This is a genomic window from Gynuella sunshinyii YC6258 (assembly GCF_000940805.1).
Lineage (GTDB): Bacteria > Pseudomonadota > Gammaproteobacteria > Pseudomonadales > Natronospirillaceae > Gynuella > Gynuella sunshinyii.
In genome coordinates this window covers 5,913,960-5,932,657 of sequence record NZ_CP007142.1, presented here as the reverse complement: position 1 = coordinate 5,932,657, position 18,698 = coordinate 5,913,960, and the positions used below count along the sequence as shown (strand labels likewise).

At 50.6% G+C, this 18,698-nt stretch carries 13 protein-coding genes (1 of these 13 only partly in view); 9 read left to right on the top strand and 4 right to left on the bottom strand.

The genetic code is table 11. The features are described from left to right. Window positions 1-213 precede the first annotated feature (213 nt). Window positions 214-639, bottom strand: coding sequence for a hypothetical protein (locus tag YC6258_RS24525; RefSeq protein ID WP_044619213.1), 426 nt, complete (start codon window positions 637-639; stop codon window positions 214-216). A gap of 62 nt (window positions 640-701) precedes the next feature. Between YC6258_RS24525 and YC6258_RS30435 the strand changes: the two genes are divergently transcribed. Together YC6258_RS30435 and YC6258_RS24515 are read left to right on the top strand one after the other, a co-directional pair. Further along, entirely contained in the window at window positions 702-875 is a 174-nt protein-coding gene (locus YC6258_RS30435; RefSeq protein ID WP_169749023.1) for a 7(1) septoil knot domain-containing protein, read from the top strand. A gap of 624 nt (window positions 876-1,499) precedes the next feature. Continuing rightward, a complete protein-coding gene (locus tag YC6258_RS24515) occupies window positions 1,500-1,802 on the top strand; it encodes a hypothetical protein (RefSeq protein WP_144407741.1) in 303 nt (100 codons plus the stop codon). Between the two features lie 780 nt (window positions 1,803-2,582). On the opposite strand, the gene YC6258_RS24510 is transcribed toward YC6258_RS24515, so the two are convergent. After that, window positions 2,583-3,008, bottom strand: coding sequence for a hypothetical protein (locus tag YC6258_RS24510; RefSeq protein ID WP_044619210.1), 426 nt, complete (start codon window positions 3,006-3,008; stop codon window positions 2,583-2,585). A 62-nt stretch (window positions 3,009-3,070) separates the two neighbouring features. Here YC6258_RS24510 and YC6258_RS24505 point away from each other — a divergent pair, with 62 nt between their 5' ends. Together YC6258_RS24505 and YC6258_RS24500 are read left to right on the top strand one after the other, a co-directional pair. After that, complete coding sequence (locus YC6258_RS24505; RefSeq protein WP_044619209.1) at window positions 3,071-3,358, top strand: 7(1) septoil knot domain-containing protein; 288 nt, start codon at window positions 3,071-3,073, stop codon at window positions 3,356-3,358. Between the two features lie 115 nt (window positions 3,359-3,473). Beyond that, on the top strand, window positions 3,474-4,442 hold the full coding sequence (locus YC6258_RS24500) for a GlxA family transcriptional regulator (protein ID WP_044619208.1): 969 nt from the start codon (window positions 3,474-3,476) through the stop codon (window positions 4,440-4,442). 74 nt (window positions 4,443-4,516) lie between these two features. On the opposite strand, the gene YC6258_RS24495 is transcribed toward YC6258_RS24500, so the two are convergent. Continuing rightward, complete coding sequence (locus tag YC6258_RS24495; protein WP_044619207.1) at window positions 4,517-4,810, bottom strand: hypothetical protein; 294 nt, start codon at window positions 4,808-4,810, stop codon at window positions 4,517-4,519. A gap of 743 nt (window positions 4,811-5,553) precedes the next feature. Between YC6258_RS24495 and YC6258_RS24490 the strand changes: the two genes are divergently transcribed. Further along, a complete protein-coding gene (locus YC6258_RS24490; RefSeq protein WP_044619206.1) occupies window positions 5,554-6,108 on the top strand; it encodes a GNAT family N-acetyltransferase in 555 nt (184 codons plus the stop codon). 293 nt (window positions 6,109-6,401) lie between these two features. Here the strand turns inward: YC6258_RS24490 and YC6258_RS24485 are convergent, their stop codons facing one another. Further along, window positions 6,402-7,133 (bottom strand): sterol desaturase family protein, encoded by a 732-nt coding sequence (locus YC6258_RS24485; protein ID WP_052830556.1) that lies wholly within the window; start codon window positions 7,131-7,133, stop codon window positions 6,402-6,404. 997 nt (window positions 7,134-8,130) lie between these two features. Here YC6258_RS24485 and YC6258_RS24480 point away from each other — a divergent pair. From YC6258_RS24480 to YC6258_RS30000, 4 genes are all read left to right on the top strand, one after another. Then, a complete protein-coding gene (locus tag YC6258_RS24480) occupies window positions 8,131-9,063 on the top strand; it encodes a sterol desaturase family protein (protein WP_052830555.1) in 933 nt (310 codons plus the stop codon). Continuing rightward, on the top strand, window positions 9,056-10,450 hold the full coding sequence (locus tag YC6258_RS24475; RefSeq protein ID WP_044619205.1) for a PfaD family polyunsaturated fatty acid/polyketide biosynthesis protein: 1,395 nt from the start codon (window positions 9,056-9,058) through the stop codon (window positions 10,448-10,450). Before YC6258_RS24480 ends, YC6258_RS24475 begins: the two co-directional genes overlap by 8 nt. A gap of 85 nt (window positions 10,451-10,535) precedes the next feature. Then, entirely contained in the window at window positions 10,536-10,934 is a 399-nt protein-coding gene (locus YC6258_RS24470; protein WP_044619204.1) for a hypothetical protein, read from the top strand. Between the two features lie 77 nt (window positions 10,935-11,011). Then, window positions 11,012-18,698, top strand: partial view of an SDR family NAD(P)-dependent oxidoreductase gene (locus tag YC6258_RS30000; protein WP_044619203.1) — the start only. 19,760 nt of this gene lie beyond the right edge of the window; the window shows 7,687 of its 27,447 coding nt (coding positions 1-7,687); the start codon lies at window positions 11,012-11,014; its stop codon lies beyond the right edge, outside the window.

The window sequence follows — 18,698 nt, the reverse complement described above, 5'->3', positions numbered from 1 at the left end:
ATGCATGTAAAATAAAAAGAATAAAGGGACAGCAAAGAATAAAGAGGCACCCACTTTAACCATCAAATAATACACATGATAAGGAAAATCCAGGATTACCTTGCAGAACAAGAAAATATCGGATGGATCAGGTTTACTACGAAGCCTGAAACCCAAAGCCACCACCAGCCTGTCATCAATGGACACGAGTGCGAAAAAGCAACTAAAGTGACATTAACCGGAGTGATGAGCCGCACGCCGGGCCGGGGTTGCGGATATGTCCTGGTGCCGGGAAGCGTGCATCGGTTGCAGATCGAATCGTGCACCCTGGCTGCCCAGGTGCATGCGTTGCTGTATGCCGGGTTGCAGTTGCTGACGTGATTGTATCTGTGGTTCCATGCCACCGTTGAGGCGGGTGCGAATGTCGCCGGCCAGTTGATAAGACAAAATAGCCTGTGCCCGGCTCGACAGTGGCATGTCGATCGTGGCGGCGGACTGATGCCGGGGAGACCAGGGAGAGCGTCCCCATTGTTCCAGAATCCGGGCGCGGCGATCACTCTCTTCAGGATAGGCCACACCGAGTACCTCACGACTGCGGTCTGTCTGCTTCATGAGCGAGACCTGATGGCGGTTGTAGCGGAGACCAAGATGAAAGTTCATGGCTGAATCCTGAGCGATGCGGTGATCTCAGTATTAACCCTTACACCGAGGTTCACAAGAATATGGCGCGCATTTTTCAAACCAACGTGATGGGAGAGGCCCATTTCCGGGTAGCCATCGTCAACCATCCCGGTCAGGCAGATCTTACGGTTTATCGGGTGAACAGTTTGGGGGAAAGGAGAGTCTCTAATCATTTAACTGATTCCGAGATTCTTGCCGAGACAATTCTGTTCTGAGGCTGTAGAGATTCTTTGGCGCTTTTGTACAGAGGTATGATCAGATGTTTCCGGTGTTGTAGCCATCCTGGCTCGAATCGGGTTGAGATCAACAGGCGGCTAAGGACTGTTCCTCGAGAAGCGCTTGAGACCTAAACCTGCCTTCCCACACATTCGTCTGGAACGAATATCCACGCAAGCCCACAGGGTCAATGTCAGGGAAGGCATTGATAGAATTTGCCTGTGCAGTTATCCCCAGCATTCGCTCCGCGGGCAATACCTTCATTGAGCACTGCCATAAACCGGCTGATAGAGGTTAAGGTATCCTGCCATTGCGACAAGTCCTCAAATGCCTGTTGTTGGAGTGAATTTCAGGGATTAAGATGGGTATCCTGTTATATTAAGACGAAGTAACTGCTGTTATATTAAGACGAAGTAACTGACCTCATACTGTCACGAATTTGCTTCGCAAAATATAGTGCCAGCATTCGGCAAATGTTCAAAACTTATAAGGTATTTATGAGAACAATACTATTCCTGAGCTCTGTTATATTTTCCGTGTTTTCTTTCGCAGAAGAAATAACATGGGTTGAGAATTCGCAATTGATGGTCGATGTAAATTGTGATGGAAACAAGGATCACACTATGATTGGCTATCATGGGTCAAATGTAATAGTTAAAACAAAAATATCGGGCTCAAATATTGAGTCAACACTAACCTTTGGAATTGGAGAACCCAACAGACAAGATGCTCTCTGTGGCACAGAAGTAACATTATCGAGCTACGAGTCCAGTACCGAAGGATTGATTGAAATATTTGGTGAGGCATTTCCAGAGTACAAAGAAGGTCCAGGATGTTACGATCTCTACATACAAGCTGGCGAGTGTGATTCAATTCATATGTATTGGAACCACACTACAAATCAACTTAATTGGTGGCGGCTGTAATGCCTTTTAATAAGTACCACCTGCATAGCAAAACCAAAGGCGCGCGTTGCTCTGCTTTTATTCTGCTGTGAGGTAAGCGTTCAGATGGTTATGGAGTTTGAAGCTCAGATAATTGAGCTGGAAAAATCATTGCTTACTTTCGAAGTAAGGCATTCTGAAGTTGGGCTTAGAAAAATCATTGCACCGGTTTCAAAGAAATAGGAGCTTCTGGAGCTTATTTCGGATTAGATAATCTTCCAGAACGCTTGCCTGCGCAGCAATCTTGGGTGCAGTAGTTCAGGACTTCGAGTTCTCACAACACAATGAAGACATCTGCCAGCAGGTCTTTAGAGTCTTTATAAAAGGTAACGATACTGACGAAGGTAGTTATTCACTTCGTAGCAGCGTGTGGTAAAAATTTAATGATGAATGGAAAATTATCTTCCATCAGGGCACAAAGGTTGAGTCCTTTGAGCTTTTGCCTTGGCAGTCATGGGCAGTTGACGCAAACATACCGCGCAACTGTTGCAGCGCTTTAACTCTTCAAGAGTCCGAAGAGCAGAATAAAAAACATATTTAACTATCTCAGGCTGCATGCCCTTAAGTGGGTTACTTATTTCGGCAGAATGGCACCACACACTGCGAGCCTTGCGCTTACTCGATGCCAACCGATTGTTTTCGACCGATGCTGCCTAACAAAATCATTTCCAGTAGCTGCTCGATTCAGCCGACCCTGAAACCCAAAGCCACCACCAGCCTGTCATCAATGGACACGAGTGCGAAAAAGCAACTAAAGTGACATTAACCGGAGTGATAAGCCGCACGCCGGGCCGGGGTTGCGGGTATGTCCCGGTGCCGGGAAGCGTGCATCGGTTGCAGATCGAATCGCGCGCCCTGGCTGCCCAGGTGCATGCGTTGCTGTATGCCGGGTTGTAGTTGCTGACGTGATTGTATCTGTGGTTCCATGCCACCGTTGAGGCGGGTGCGAATGTCGCCGGCCAGTTGATAAGACAATATAGCCTGTGCCCGACTCGATAGTGGCATGTCGATAGTGGCGGCGGATTGATGCCGGGGTGACCAGGGGGAACGGCCCCATTGTTCCAGAATCCGGGCGCGGCGATCACTCTCTTCAGGATAGGCCACACCGAGTACCTCACGACTGCGGTCTGTCTGCTTCATGAGCGAGACCTGATGGCGGTTGTAGCGGAGACCAAGATGAAAGTTCATGGCTGAATCCTGAGCGATGCGGTGATCTCAGTATTAACCCTTACACCGAGGTTCACAAGAATATGGCGCGCATTTTTCAAACCAATGTGATGGGAGAGGCCCATTTCCGGGTCGCTATCGTCAACCATCCCGGTCAGGCGGATCTTGCAGTTTATCGGGTGAGCAGCTGGGGTGAGGCCCATGGTGATGGTCTTTGGTACATCACCCGCAATAAGCAGGATGCCAATCTCTGGCTGTACTTTGGTTCAATCGGTATGGCCCAGTTCAAGGTCTGTTTTGTCTCTGATCGTGGTCAGGCTGGCTGGTTGAGCCAGCATCATTGCCGTTCCGCCTTTTCGCGGCTGAGCTAATGTTGGCCTGATACAATCGGTTTATGCACACGGGCCACTGTTGTACACCTCATGACCCGCTTATACTGCCTGCCGTCTTATCCATATCGGGCTGTTAAGCTCTGGAGTCTTATCCATGCCGGAAATTGCCGTTGCTGTCATCGTTACCCCCGGATTCAGCCCGTTTCACCTCTCGATTCCGAGCATCATTTTTGGTCATGAACGCTATGCCGCCGGCCGTTTCAGTCTGCGACTGTGTGCCGAAGTGGCGGGTCAGATTGCCTCAGACAGTGGCTTTTCGGTGCACACGGAGTATGGGCTGGAAGCGCTTGCCGATGCCGATATGATCATTGTGCCCTATTGGCCGGATCCGGATCAGTTGCCATCACAACTTATGCAGGATGCGCTGCGCCGTGCCCATCAACGCGGGGCAATGGTGGTTGGTTTATGTCTGGGCACCTACGTGCTGGCTTATAGCGGATTGCTCGACGGCCATAAAGCCGCCACTCATTGGGAATACGAAGCGGATTTCTGTCATCGCTTTCCAACCGTTCAATTGGACACCTACGCGTTGTACGTAGAAGATGGCGGCCTCGTCACCTCCGCCGGCACCGCTGCTGCGCTGGATTGCTGCCTGCATCTGGTGCGTCGTTATTATGGTTCTCAAGTGGCCAACGGCATCGCCCGCAGCATGGTCATTCCACCCTATCGTGAAGGTGGACAGGCACAGTTTATCGAACGACCGATCCCTGTTACTTCCCGGGACAGCCACATCAACGCGCTGCTGGATTACCTGCGCCGCAACCTGCAACAAGCACACACCATCGACTCCCTGGCGGAGCACGTCTGCATGAGCCGGCGGACTTTTACCCGTCACTTTCTGCGTGCCACGGGCATGAGTGTGAACGACTGGCTGAACAGCGAGCGGTTGCAGTTCAGCCAGCGGCTGTTGGAAAGCACTGGCCACTCCATTGAGATCATCGCCGGAATGGCCGGATTCAACTCCGCTGTAACGTATCGTCAACAATTTAAAAAGCAGTTCCAGGTCTCCCCGCAGGACTGGCGCAGAACCTTTCAGGGCCGGGAACATTCCATCGACGGATAATATCCATATCCGGTGGCGGACCCGGTAATATCACTGCTGCTTTGTGAAAAACAGGCCATTTTTCAGATGGCTCCTTAGCGCTCCGGCAGGGCCAGCAGGGCACGACAAACACTCATCATCAACGTCTGGCCGATCAGTGCTGTCTCATCCATGCCATTAAACGAAGGGTGATCGTACAAACCCAGCTGGGCCTGCATGAACGCCAGTATCTCGCTGACCTGGGTGCAGGCTTCGCGTTGGGTATGAGCCAGTCCAAAGGCTCTGAGATCAGAAAGGTGATGAATTTGTCCGTACTGGTCGCGCACGCTCAGGCAATGCCGGGTCAACAGTTGGGTGGTTTGTGCGTCGGAGAGTTGTATAGAAGACATAAGTGACTCCACTAAGAAGAGATCCCAATGCCCTCAGTCGGTGCTAAGCGACTGGGGGCAGGCCGAAACGGGTTAGCACTACCGCCCTTAGTGGAAAGCGGCCCAGCAAACGCTGGCCCGTACGGCCTGCCAAAACGATAAGATGAGCAGGGCTCCAGCATCTGATTTTGGCACAGGGTGCCTCAGATACTGCCACTAAGAGGTTAACAGGGTGCTAATCCCGACGCTGGATTTTGCCAGCGCGGCGCAACAGTAACCCGAACTTCGGGTGGAGTAAAGTGTTGGGGGAGTGGGGGGATCGTACCGGTTTCCGTGCCGGCCTGATTTGCTCGTGATAGTTTGCGACATAAATGTTTGTGTTAAACGACATGAGCGTGAAAAACGTTGTTTGCTGGCGAATTCCGGTTTGATCTGCCGTTCTTCTTTCACTATCATCCGCCGCCCTTCTGGCCAAAAGAGAAACACGGGGGGCAGTGTTATCTCACAAAGACCGCGTCCAACGGTTCTGCAGAGAACGGTTGTCGCCAGACATCCTGAAACCGCCATCTGCACGAATGCATATCTTTATTGCACACGATAAACGGAGGTGTCGACATCCATTTATTCAACCCTCATTTTACGATCTCTGAATGTTAACAAAACCGTTGAATAACGATTGGCAGAACCGCGTAGATTTGTGCTCACCAACACTATTCAGCGTGATAGTTATGGGACTGATAGACAATTTTTCCAGAGGATTTTTTATGTATCAAAACAAAGTATTCAGCACCGCGCGCCTGGATGTGTATAGCGTGACAACCGATATGGCTGAGGCGTTCCAGAGTTTTCTGCTTCGTAATAAAGAGCGGCTGGCACCTTTTGAGCCGCTAAGAGGAGATGACTACTACGAACTCGAAAACATTCGCCAGCGTATTCAGATGATGATGGAAGACGAAAAAAACCAGCGCGGTATATCGTTTATGATCACGGAAAAAGACTCCAGCACGATTATTGGCAACATCAACTTCAGTAATTTTGTCATGGGGGTATTCCAGGCCTGCCATTTGGGATTTTCAGTTGACGGAAAAATGGAGGGTAAAGGCGTGATGTTTGAAGCATTGACCGATGCCATGCAATACATCAAAACCCGTTATGGGTTGCACAGGGTTATGGCCAATCACCTGGTGACCAATAAACGCAGCTCAAAGCTGTTGAAAAGGCTCGGGTTTGTCCGTGAAGGTTATGCAGAATCCTATCTGAAAATAAATGGCGAATGGCAGGATCATATTCTCAACGCGTATGTGTTTGAGGATCATTAATCTGACAAGGATTTCGGTCGGGATTAATAGTATTTGCGTCAGACTAATGGTTGGCATGGGCGTCTGTTAATAATATCGCCCCGGCTATGAGTCTGAAACCTCAATAGAAAGACCACCAAACCCGCCAATCATCAGTGACTGAACGACGCAGAGCACAACTTAGGCCCGGGATCGTCAGTCACTCCGTATGAGTTCAGCGTTCACAAGCTGTTTCCCATTCCTGAAGACTTCACCACAAACCAGCGTATCTGTGAAACGGCCGCGTATCTGACGTTTAACGCGGCACCGTCCTGTCACTCGGGTACCTTGGCACGTTTATGCACGTCTTTCAGCATCAACATGGAAAAGACTTTAATTTCTTTATCGGTATCAAAACCGCACCGCTCAGGCGCTTTCTCTGGATTGCGGTAGGTGCCGAATAACATATCCCAAAGGGGAAACTCGGCGTAGTTGTTTTGATGTCTCTGGTACTCGTGATGGACCCGGTGCATGTCCGGTGTCTGAATGAAATAACCGATCCAGCGGGGGACGCTGATGTTGACATGATTAAACACTGATGCCATGGAATAAATGATGGCGTACCAGCCGACGGCTTCGATATTCAGGCCAATGATATGCACCATAATGCTGCCAAAGAAAGTAACGGAGATAGAGTTCAGTGGGTGGGTATAAAAAGTTGCCAGCAGTTCTATACGTTGGGGGCTGTGGTGCAGCTGATGAAACAATCGCCACAGCAAGTCACTCTTATGCATGGCAAGGTGCCACCAATAGACGGCGAGCGTGGCCCACATGAATCCCACGAGACCGGCTAACGGGGCTGGCAGGTATGCTGATGTGTTTACCAGCATCACATCAGGAATGACTGTGTCAAACCAGATGGAAAACAGCTGAGCACAACTGAGTGTGAATACCGTTATGCAGATCGCCCGGGTCTTCCACCAGGGGATTGCCGGATAATTCCTGGCTTTATAAAACCACTCAAGAATAATTAAAAATGCCAGAAAAACAAAAAAGCTTACATACATAATGACTGCCTCTACTCATGCACTTAAAACAGAGTCTGTTTTGGAAATTTCTGTAGAACCGAACTTGCGAGTGTTTCTATTAATCCGGCAATTAAATAGATCGCCCTGATCTGTTTAATAGCCACCCCTGGAAACCTGTTGGTGCTGCTCGAAACACCGAATCGTCAGGCTGCCTGATTTCCCGGGGTGCATTGGCTGTTACCAATGGTATGCGACATCTAGGGAACCTCTGAAAAATGGCCTATTTTCGCGCAGGACTTTGTCAGCCCCAGTCTCACATCCTCATTTACGCCAGTAAACTGCGGTGTTGCGAGTGGTGCTTCCTCGCCTGCATCAAAACTATTCCTGTTTTTCAGAGGTCCCCTAGGTGCTTCCCTGCATCACGCTGTTAACCCGGCATACATGTTTGTCGGGTTGATGAAATATCATACCGGCATTTTTGTCCGGTTTGTTACACAAAAATTTGTATAAAAATAGTAGTCATCTTTATATGAAATAAATATTTCAGCTGCTGATAAGTTTCTGAACGTATGTGGTTTGTATTGTCCGGATGTGTCCATAACTTTTTGTTGAATATCATTATTCCAAAAATATGGCAATCTGGTCTTTGGTATGTGCTGATATGGTTTTTTACCTTCATTTGGATTGAAATGCTCTGATAAATCAGTGATTTAAGTCGATTCGTATTTATGTTTTTGTTCATACTAAAGTATGGTTTAGTCGCCGCTGAGAGATGAGGTGGCTGGTAAATATTGTTCATGGTTTTGATGGTTTTTAGTAAGTACAAATAGTATTTGTTGATTCACATATTTCCGTAATATAGGATCTCGAAAAATAAAAAATGAAGTTAATAATTCAGTGGTTTCAATAATGTCTGTTTAATGGTTTCGGTTTTTTTAGCGATGGATGGTAATTATACGTCTTCGAAAACATGATTCATTTGTGTACAGATGACGTAAACCATTTTTTTCGAACAACGATCAACGAGGAAAGCCGGATGGCTCAAATTATGAAAAGTGCAGTTTCACGATTCTTTTATCCATCCTGGCTGCTATTAACCGTCCTGGGGTCGTATGCCATGATTGTCTCCGGGTTTGCAGAAGCGACGACCGTCATTTTATTCTTTTTTGCTTCCTGTGGTGTCATTCTGGCGTTGGAATGGTGGATGCCGTTTAAGCGAGAGTGGGTTAAACCACAAAAAGATATCAAGACTGATATTGCCCACTTCTTTCTTTCGGCAGGTGTGACGGTTTCCTTAATTAGAGCTTTGTTATATATCCCGTTGTTTATGCTGGCGAGCTACGTCTCTTCGATTATTCCATTTGCGTTGTGGCCAGCCAAATGGCCGTTGCTGATTCAGTTTGTGCTGGTGGTTATTCTGGTCGACTTTTTTACCTATTGGGTGCACAGGTTCATGCACACGGTGGATTTCCTCTGGCGTATCCATTCTGTTCATCATTCAGTGAGTCGTTTGTATTCGTTCAATTCTGTCCGGGTCCATCCATTCGAAACAATACTGTTTTATGTTGCGCAAACAGCGCCGATGGTGTTATTGGGCGCACCTGTGGAGCTCATGGCCATGTTTACCTGTTTTATTGGTGTCACGAGTCTGCTGCAACACTGTAACATCGATATTCGCTATGGCGTTTTTAATTCGATATTCAGTACTTCGGATCTGCATCGCTGGCATCATTCCAAGATCGTCAAGGAAGCGCTTAATTATGGCGATAACCTGATCATCTGGGACATCGTGTTTGGTTCATATTACCTGCCGGATCGGAATGGCCCGGCGGAACTTGGTATTGGCGGAGCGATTCGCGAATATCCGCAAAACTATATCGGCCAGATACTGGCACCGTTTACCTGGAAGCGGTTGGCTTATTCCAACAATGATACCGCGAGGCCAAAGGTATCGGGTGAGCATGATTGAAGCATTGAATATGCTTGGGCACGGTAGCGCTTTTTCAGCTGATAAGTTTGGTAATGAAATGTTCAGGCGGGACTATCGGGTGAAATACGCTTATGTCGCTGGAGCAATGTATAAAGGGATTGCCTCGGTTGAGATGGTGGTGGCCATGGCGAAAGCCGGACTCATGAGTTTTTTTGGCGCCGGCGGTTTATCCGATACCGTGCTCGAACAGGCCATCACAAGCATTCACGCGGCGTTGACTGAAAGTGAGACATTTGGGGTCAACTTGCTACCGGATTATGCAACACCCGAAAAAGAGATGAAGCGCGTGGACATCCTGCTTCGAAATAATGTGCGGTATGTTGAAGCGGCGGCCTATATGGAGCTGACGCCAGCCATTGTACGTTATCGATTACAGGGTCTCCATCGCAATGCCCGTGGTGAGGTTCAATGCGGCAATACTGTGATGGCGAAGGTGTCTCACTCGGAAGTGGCAGAGATGTTCATGCGACCGGCACCCTCTCGTATGGTTGATAAGTTGTTATCACAGGGGTTGATCACTGTAGAACAGGCTGAACTGGCACAGCATATTCCATTGGCACAGGATATTTGTGTCGAAGCGGATTCAGGGGGCCATACAGACCGTGGAAATGCCAGTGTATTATTGCCCGCCATCATGCATTTAAGGGAACAGGTTCAGATCCGGCAACAATACGTTCAACCGATTCGTGTCGGCCTGGCCGGCGGAATCGGAACTCCGGAAGCCGTCATGACGGCGTTCTTCATGGGCGCCGATTTTATTACCACCGGTTCCATCAACCAATGTTCCATAGAAGCTGCCACCAGTCCTGCCGTTAAGGATCTGTTACAAAACATAAATATCAACGATACCGATTACGCGCCTGCCGGTGACATGTTTGAAACCGGTGCGACAGTTCAGGTCATGAAAAAAGGCGTCTTTTTCCCGGCCAGGGCCAACAAACTCTATCGCTTATACAATCAATATCAATCTCTCGATGATATGCCTGAGGATGTTATCCGGCAGCTGGAAACGAGTTTGTTTAAATGCAGTATCGATGAGATCTGGCAGCAAACCCGAACGCATATGCAAAAAAGCCGGCCTGCTCAGCTGGCGTTCATGGAAACCAATCCCAGAAAAAAAATGGCCGCTGTTTTCCGTTGGTATTTTATCCACACAACCCGGCTTGCCCTGCGTGGCGATGAACACAACAAGGTTGACTATCAGATTCATTGTGGACCCGCACTGGGCGCGCTCAATCAATTACTACTGGGAACCGCTCAGGAACATTGGCAGAACCGTAGTGTGGTCTGGTTGTGTGAGTATCTGATGAGCCATGCCGCGCGACTCTTGTCAGAAAGATTCCGGCAATTCTTTTCAGACCATTAACCCGAAAACATTGACGCCGGACTGACAGTGCCATGTGCCCGGCTGACATAAACAGTGATTTCTATCTCTATCAATGAGGTGACAGATGAAACCGGTTTATATGTTTTCCAGTCAGACATCATCGTGTTATGGGGTGGGGTGGTCGCTCGTTCAAGAATATTATTTTCTGCTGGTTGAATCAGATGAAGAGCCTGATTGCTTCATCGGGTACATGGGTCTTTATGATCTCATGTTTTGTTCTGGTCAGAGACGATATACACAGCCTTTCATTCATATCTCAAGTGTCTTTGGTTATCTCGTCAGGCAGGCACGAAAATGTCTTTTGTCTGACAATTTTGCGGCACATATTCACGTTGAATCAGACACTCCTCATGCATTTGATGCCAATTCATATGTTTGTTGGGAATGTCTTTGCCGGAATTGGCGCCAGCCCAAGCTGTTAAAAGACACCGGAAAAGCCGGTCGTTTTTTAGAGTTTTCTTAAATGTTTCATGAGTCGATATATATCCGGGCAAGTGCTCCGTCCGGGCAATTTAAGAGTGTTGTAAACAGAGGTATAACATGCTTTCGGTAGTCAATAATTATGCCCATGGATTGGTTGCAGTGCCTGTTTATCTGGCGCTTAAAAAACACGCGATTGTCGATTATCTGGAGCAGCATCCGGATTGCTGTTTTGACGAGCTGGTTAAATTTTCCGGTGCCAATCCCGGGCATCTGAAAACTGCTCTGGTGCTGGCCGAAGCGATGGGTTATATCTGTGGTGTGCAGGCAGACAGGTTGCAATATTGTCCGGGTCATCCCGTTGCCTATCTGCCTGATGATCTGTTGTCGTTGTTGTCGATCGACTACGGCCATTACCTGACTCAGGAATCATTGCAATTGTCACTGGCTCCATGGATTGCACGGCTGGCGCGACGATGGGAGTTGCATGATGAAGAACTGGCGATGTTTGTCGATGGTTGTTTACTCGTGCCATTGTTGTTGAACATGCAACAGCATGATCTGCTGACCATCGATCCGGAACAACAAACCTTAAGTTTTACCCAACAGAACCTGGCGGCCGCTGATGAACTGCTGGAGCTGTTTTTGAATCGTGGCTGGCTGGTATCCGAAGGTGCAGCTCCGGTACTGACCGGTACCGGTGAATTTATCGCCCGGCGGATTTTTATTGTCGCCTCTGTGGCCTCGTATTTGCCAATGTTCGCACAGATAGAAACGGTGATTTTCGGCGATTGTCAGCAGGTATTCGAGCGCGACGAACAGGGCCACGAGACTCACATTGATCGGGCCCTCAATGTGCTCGGAAGTGGCTTTCAGCACCAGAAATATTTTGCTGATCTGGAAGCGTTGATCATCCAGATCTTCAACCAGCAGCCATTGGCGGAACAACCCTGTTATATTGCAGATATGGGCTGTGGTGATGGTCAATTGCTGTTAAAACTGATCACGGTGATCAAACAGAAAACCCTGCGTGGCGAACAGCTCGATCAATACCCTTTGCTATTGATTGGATTGGACTACAACGAAAAAGCCCTGGTTGAAACTGCGATGACATTGCATGGCGAAGCCTTCATGGTCATCAAAGCCGATATCGGTGATCCGGAGCAAATGACTGCACTGCTGGCGGAAAAGGGAATTCATGACCCGGAAAATATCCTTCATGTGCGTTCCTTCCTTGATCATGACCGGCCCTGGATTGCTCCAGTCAATACGCCACAACGTTATGCCAGTCACGTGCATGGAGTATTTACCCGCCCCGACGGTCAGATGATTGATCCGGCATACGCCTGGCAGGGGCTGCTGGAACATCTGCAGCGCTGGGCTGCCATTCCGTCCCGGTTTGGTATGTTGCTGCTGGAAGTCCACTGTCTGGATGCCGGGGTGATCCAGCAATATCGCGCCTTGACGGAGAGCCTGCATTTTGATGCCTACCATCGCTTCTCCTCTCAATTACTGGTGCAAGCCGGTGACTTTATTGCGGCGGCGGCTTATTGCGGGCTTATTTTGGATCCGGCGTTTGCGCGATGCTATCCACGTGTGCAGCCTTTCTCGCGTATTACGCTCAATTATTTTCGGCGTCGACCTTGGCACTTTCGCCTTGCCGGTCCGGATGATCTGGCGTTGCTGGAAGCGATGTCGTTCTGGCCTTTGAGTGATGACCAACAGGGGGTTTTGTTTGAAGAGACATCGATTGCCCGCATCATGGATGAGTTCAGTGTTGGTCAGTGGGTGGCGGTCGATAATGGAAAGGTTGTCGCGGCCGTGTTATGCCAACGCCGGGCGGACGCAAGCGATACTAATACCCGTTGGTGTCATCAGCATGATGGCAGCATGGCGGAAATTATCGGCGTTGCTTTGGCGGATCCGTCAGCCATTGTCGTGGCCTGTGATCTGGTCGGTTATGTCCGCTGTTATCTGGAGCTTGTCGCTGGCGTGGAAACGGTAGTTGGCGACCAGGCCTGCCTTGACTGGTTGCAGCAGGCGTCTTCTGATCCAATGCCAATGGTGAGTCAGAGTATTGAGCCTGATAACGATTTATTTAATGCCATTACGCCAGCCATTGAGCAGGTCATCAGTAACTCAGGGTTAACCGAACGCGAAGATGACGCTCCGGTCGAACAGGCGCTGAATGATTTCTGCTGTTTGTGGTTAATGAAAAGCATGCAGCGTCTGGGTGTATTCGTCGATCACACGAAGAAATATCCAAATGTCGAGGCACTGATCGGGCAACTTGATATTATCCCTAAATATCATCGCCTGTTCGGCTATTTTGTTGAAATGCTGGTTGCTCATGAACTCATTATTCCTGAGCAAAATGGTTATCGCGTTAACCCGAATGGCGCCAAACAGATTCCGGAAGATTTCGATCAGGCCAGTGAACATTTTCGCAGTCATTTTTGCACTCGTTTTCCGGCCTATGAGAGTTGCATCAATTTCGTTTTTCCAAGCTTGCAGCGCATACCGGAATTGTTGCAGGGTAACGTTGCTATAAACGATGTGATGTTTCCTGATGGCGATATGTCGGCTTTTTCCGGCATTTTTCTCGGTAATCCCGTGGCTGATTATTTCAATGGGCTGGCGGCAACCACTATCACGGAATTTATCCGTTCAAAACTGGATCAGGATCCTGATGCCAGTATCAATATTCTCGAAATCGGCGCGGGTACCGGTGGCTCCACTCAGGCCATTCTGCCGCGATTGACATCGTTCCAGTCTCACGTCCATTACTGTTACAGCGATATCTCCAGCGCGTTTACCCGTTATGGTGAACGCCGTTTTGGTGACGAGTATGAGTTTGTCGAATTTCGGCGGCTGAACATAGAACAGGCGCTGGGCGAGCAGGGCTTTGAAGCCCGGCAGTTCGATATTGTCTGTGCCGGAAATGTCCTCCATGACACCCGTTATATCGTCGATACCCTGGTACGGGTCAAACAGTTATTAAAACCCGGTGGAATCGCCGTACTCAATGAGTTTACCGCCGTAAAAGACTACCTGAATTACACCGGTGCTTTTCTGCATGGCTTTCTCCTTTATGCCGATGAGCACAACCGGCTGCCAAACAGCTGTTTAGTCAGCGCGCCAGGATGGCAACAGGTATTTGATAAAGCCGGCTTCAGCCGGACTGCAGTTTATGGTCTGCCATTTATCAAGCAGGCGCAGGCGTTTCGTCAGAGCCTGATTGTGTCATTTAAGCCGGTGCATAACGTGCACCTGAATCAACCAGATATCGATCCTGATCAAGAGGTGATGGCCACCTCAACGTCATCCAATCCGTCAGTGAAGAGTTACCCTATGACTGCATCACATAATCTGAATATGGCACACATCATCGAGTCGGTGATGAGCAAAATTTTAGGTGAGAACCGCGCCCAGGCGATCGATGAAGACACGCCGTTTATGTCCGCCGGTATCGATTCCATTGAGCTGCTGGAAATCCGCACATTGTTGGCGCGTCAGACCGGGCATGAACTGAGCGCGCCGTTTCTGTTTGAACACAATACCAAGGCCAAAGTTCAGCGTTATTTTGCCGGTGTCAGCAAGCACGATACGCCAACGGAAAACCATATCAACGAGGTCGCTGCTGTTACTCAGGCGGCTGATGTCAGCCAGACGGCCGATGCCGTGGAGGAGACGGATCTTCCGTCAGCGCAGACGACAAGTCCCGAAACATCGGATGATCAGCTGGTCGCCATCACTGGTCTGGCGTTGAATTTCCCAGGTGGCTGTCAGACCGAAGATCAGTTCTGGTCGCTGCTGACCTCATCCACATCGGCCATTACCCGGATGCCACCCGGGCGTTGGTGCTGGCCGGAGCACATCGATGTTGATGGTCACCATAACGGCATCGATTACGGTGGTTTTCTTGATCATATCGACACCTTTGATCCGGCTTTTTTCCGGATGACCCCGGCAGAAGCGGAATTGCTGGATCCTCAACAGCGGTTATTGCTGGAACTGAGCTGGCAGGCGCTGGAGCATGCCGGCTATCGTCCGTCCACGTTGTCCGGCAGTGATGCTGGCGTGTTTGTCGGTGCCTGCCATTTCGATTATCGCGAACTGCTGGAGAAACACGCGCCCAAAAATGATCCCATGCTAACCACCAGTTCCCACGCTGCACTGTTGGCCAACCGGGTGTCCTATTTTTATGATTTTCATGGTCCCAGCGTCACCGTGGATACCGCCTGTTCCAGCTCCCTGGTGGCCATCCATCAGGCGCTGGCAGCGTTGCGTGGCGGAGAGTGTTCAGTGGCCCTGGTAGGCGGCGTGAATCTGATGTGCAGTCCCTCCAATACGGTGGCGTTTTATCAGGCTGGTATGCTTTCCCATGATGGTCGCTGTAAGGTCTTTGATCAGCAGGCCGACGGTTTTGTCCGTGGTGAAGGTGCGGCCATGCTGGTGCTTAAGCCGCTGGCCCAGGCACAGCAGGACGGCGATAATATTCACTGCGTGATTCGCGGTTCAGCGATCAATCACGGCGGCCAGGCCAGTTCATTGACTGCGCCTTCACCCCAGGCTCAGGCGAATTTGCTGGTGAAGGCTTATCAAAACGCAAAGGTGTCGCCATTGTCCGTGGGTTATGTTGAGGCTCACGGTACGGGTACCCCGTTGGGTGACCCGATTGAGATCGACGGCCTGCAACGGGCGTTCAGTCAACTGCTGGAGCAGCAGGGTGAAACTCTGCCGGAATCGCCCTGGTGTGGCCTCGGCTCGGTGAAGTCGACCATCGGTCATCTCGAAGGTGCAGCGGGTATTGCCGGAATCATCAAAGCCATGTTGTGTCTGAAACACGGTGAGTTACCTGCCAACCTCAACTTTAACACCCGCAACGCACATATTCCCTGGGTACAACAGACGCCTTTCTTCATAGTCGATCAGCATCGCAGTTGGCCATCAGGTAAACATCCGCGTCGGGCCGGTGTCAGTTCATTCGGTTTTGGCGGTGCCAATGCGCATGTTGTTTTAGAACAGTATTCAGCGCCAGCAAACACCGAAATCGCATCTCCAGATGAGCTGAAAAAAGCCACCCAACTGCTGGTGTTATCGGCCAAAAGCGAAGCCCAACTGCGTCAGCGTGCCGAACGTCTGCTGGCTTTTTTACAGGTTGAAAACGGGCTGCAGCTGAGCGAGCTTGCCTACACCTTGCAGGTTGCACGCGAGCCGATGGATCACCGGCTGGCGTTCACAGCAGAGACGCTGGAGCAAGTCTGTGAGCGGTTGCAGCAGTACCTGCAGAACGCTGAGGCACAAGACTCGCAGCCTTGGTTCACCGGCCAGATCAGACGGGACAAAAACCGGCAGGGGTTGATTGTGGACGATGCTGCAGACGCAGCACTGTTGATGGAACGCTGGTTCATCCAGCGCAATCTGGACAAACTGGCGCGTTACTGGGTTAGTGGTGGTGAAATAGACTGGGCATTGGGCTGGCAGCAATATGTGCCCCGGCGGCTGACGTTACCGGGTTACCCATTTGCCCGTGGGCGCTACTGGATACCGACAGCGAGCGATCATAACGCACACGCAGAAACGCAGATGACCGATGCACATCAGCATTCCTCTGCCGCAGTGCCGACGGCCCATCAATTACCTGCTGACATCAGCCGCATTCATCAGCAGGAACAGGAGATCGAACCGATCCTGCTGCAGTTTCTCTGGGCGACAGTGCGCCAGTTGGATCTGATCGCACCCGCTCACGATGCTCCCGACAGTGAACTGCGTATCACCGGCAGCCTGCAAGGATTCTATGACCGCTGGCTGGCGGAAAGTCTGCGCCAGTTGCAGGCCCGTCGTGCTGAACTGCAACCGCAGAGTCTGGAAGACTGCTGGTCGCAATGGCGGGCTCAGCGTGAACACTGGCTGGCCGATCCCAATCAGCGCGCCCGGATCGAACTGGTAGAAGCCACCTTGCAGGCATTGCCGGAGATTCTGACCGGTCGAACCAAAGCCACCGATATCCTGTTCCCGAACGCCTCCATGGCCCGAGTGGAGGGCGTCTATAAAGGCTCGACCCGAGTGGATTACTACAACCAGGTGCTGGGAGATGTGGTCTGTGATTATCTGCACCAGTCTCAAGAGCAAGCGGGTTCGGCGCGCCTGAAACTGCTGGAAATCGGAGCCGGTACCGGCGGCACCACGGCCGGATTACTGCCCCGGTTGGCCCCGTTCCATGATCGCATTGATGAATACTGCTATACCGATCTGTCGCGTGCGTTTCTGCTGCATGCCCAGCAGCACTATGCGCCGGGTCATTCGTGGCTGAGAACAGAGTTATTCGATGTCAGCCGGCCGCTGCATGAGCAGAAGAATATTGGTGCAGGGCAGTACGATGTGGTGCTGGCGACCAATGTACTTCATGCCACCGCCAATCTGCGCGAAGCGCTGCGTAACGCCAAGGCGGCGTTGCGTCAGGGTGGTTTGCTGGTACTCAACGAAGTGGTGGCGAACAACCTGTTTTCCCATCTGACCCTTGGATTGACGGAAGGCTGGTGGTTGCATCAGGACACTGCATTGCGGCTGATGGGCAGCCCGTTCCTGTTGCCGGCACGCTGGCTGGAGCTGTTGAAGGCGGAAGGGTTTAGTGCCCAGGCGGTGATTCAAGACGGCCACAACGGAGGGCAGCAGATCTTTGCGGCTATCAGCGATGGCGTGGTGACCGCTCAGGTTCCGGTCACCAGACAGGAGGCCAGTCATCATGTCCAGCACCCGAATACATTACCTCCGAAGGAAACCAACGCGTCACAGGTCATCAGGCTGATTCAGCAGGCCTTGAGCGACACCCTCAGAGTCGATTGCAGCGAGATCGATCCGAACGACTCCTTTGCTGATTATGGTGTTGATTCCATCAGTGGTGTGCGGGTGGTGTCGTCATTGAACCAGACTTTGAAGTTACAGCTGGAAATCACCGCACTGTTTGAGTTCAACTCCATCAACCAATTGGCCAGACATATTCTAAGTCTGGATCCATCCCTGCCTTTTACGGCTGAGGCGACAGGTTCACAAACCATCATCGCACTTATTAAGCAAACACTGAGCGACACCCTCAAAGTCGATTGCAGCGAGATCGATCTGAACGACTCCTTTGCCGATTACGGCGTTGATTCCATCAGTGGTGTGCGGGTGGTGTCGGCGTTGAATCAGACCCTGCAGTTACAACTGGAAATTACCGCACTGTTTGAATTCAACTCCATCAATCGACTGGCCAGACATATCCTGGATCAACAGCCGATCATGCCAGCTGAGCGGTCGGTAACACCGGCCGATGTCGGGAGTCATGATCAGATCCCAGACCGCAAAGTTGTCTTACCGGTGCAAACAAACGCAGCAACCACCCCAAACGCGCCCGCCACCGCGCCGATTGCCATCATCGGCATGAGTGGCCGGTTTGCCGGCTCTGCCAATGTCGAGGAGTTCTGGGAGCATCTTGCCGCCGGTGATGATCTGGTCAAACCGGTTACCCGCTGGAATCTGGCCGATTATTACCGGCGCAGCTCAGATCAGTTGCAGCATTGTATGGACGGCGCTCTGCTCGACAACATCGATGAATTTGATCCGCTGTTTTTCAGAATATCCGGTACTGAAGCGAAGTACATGGATCCGCAGCAGCGGCTGTTTCTGCAGCATGCCTGGCTGGCACTCGAAGACGGTGGCTACCTGGGAGAGAGTCTGAACGGACAATGCTGCGGCGTTTATGTCGGCTGCGTCGCCGGCGATTACGATCAGCTCATTCCGGAACGACGCCCGGCTCAGGCAT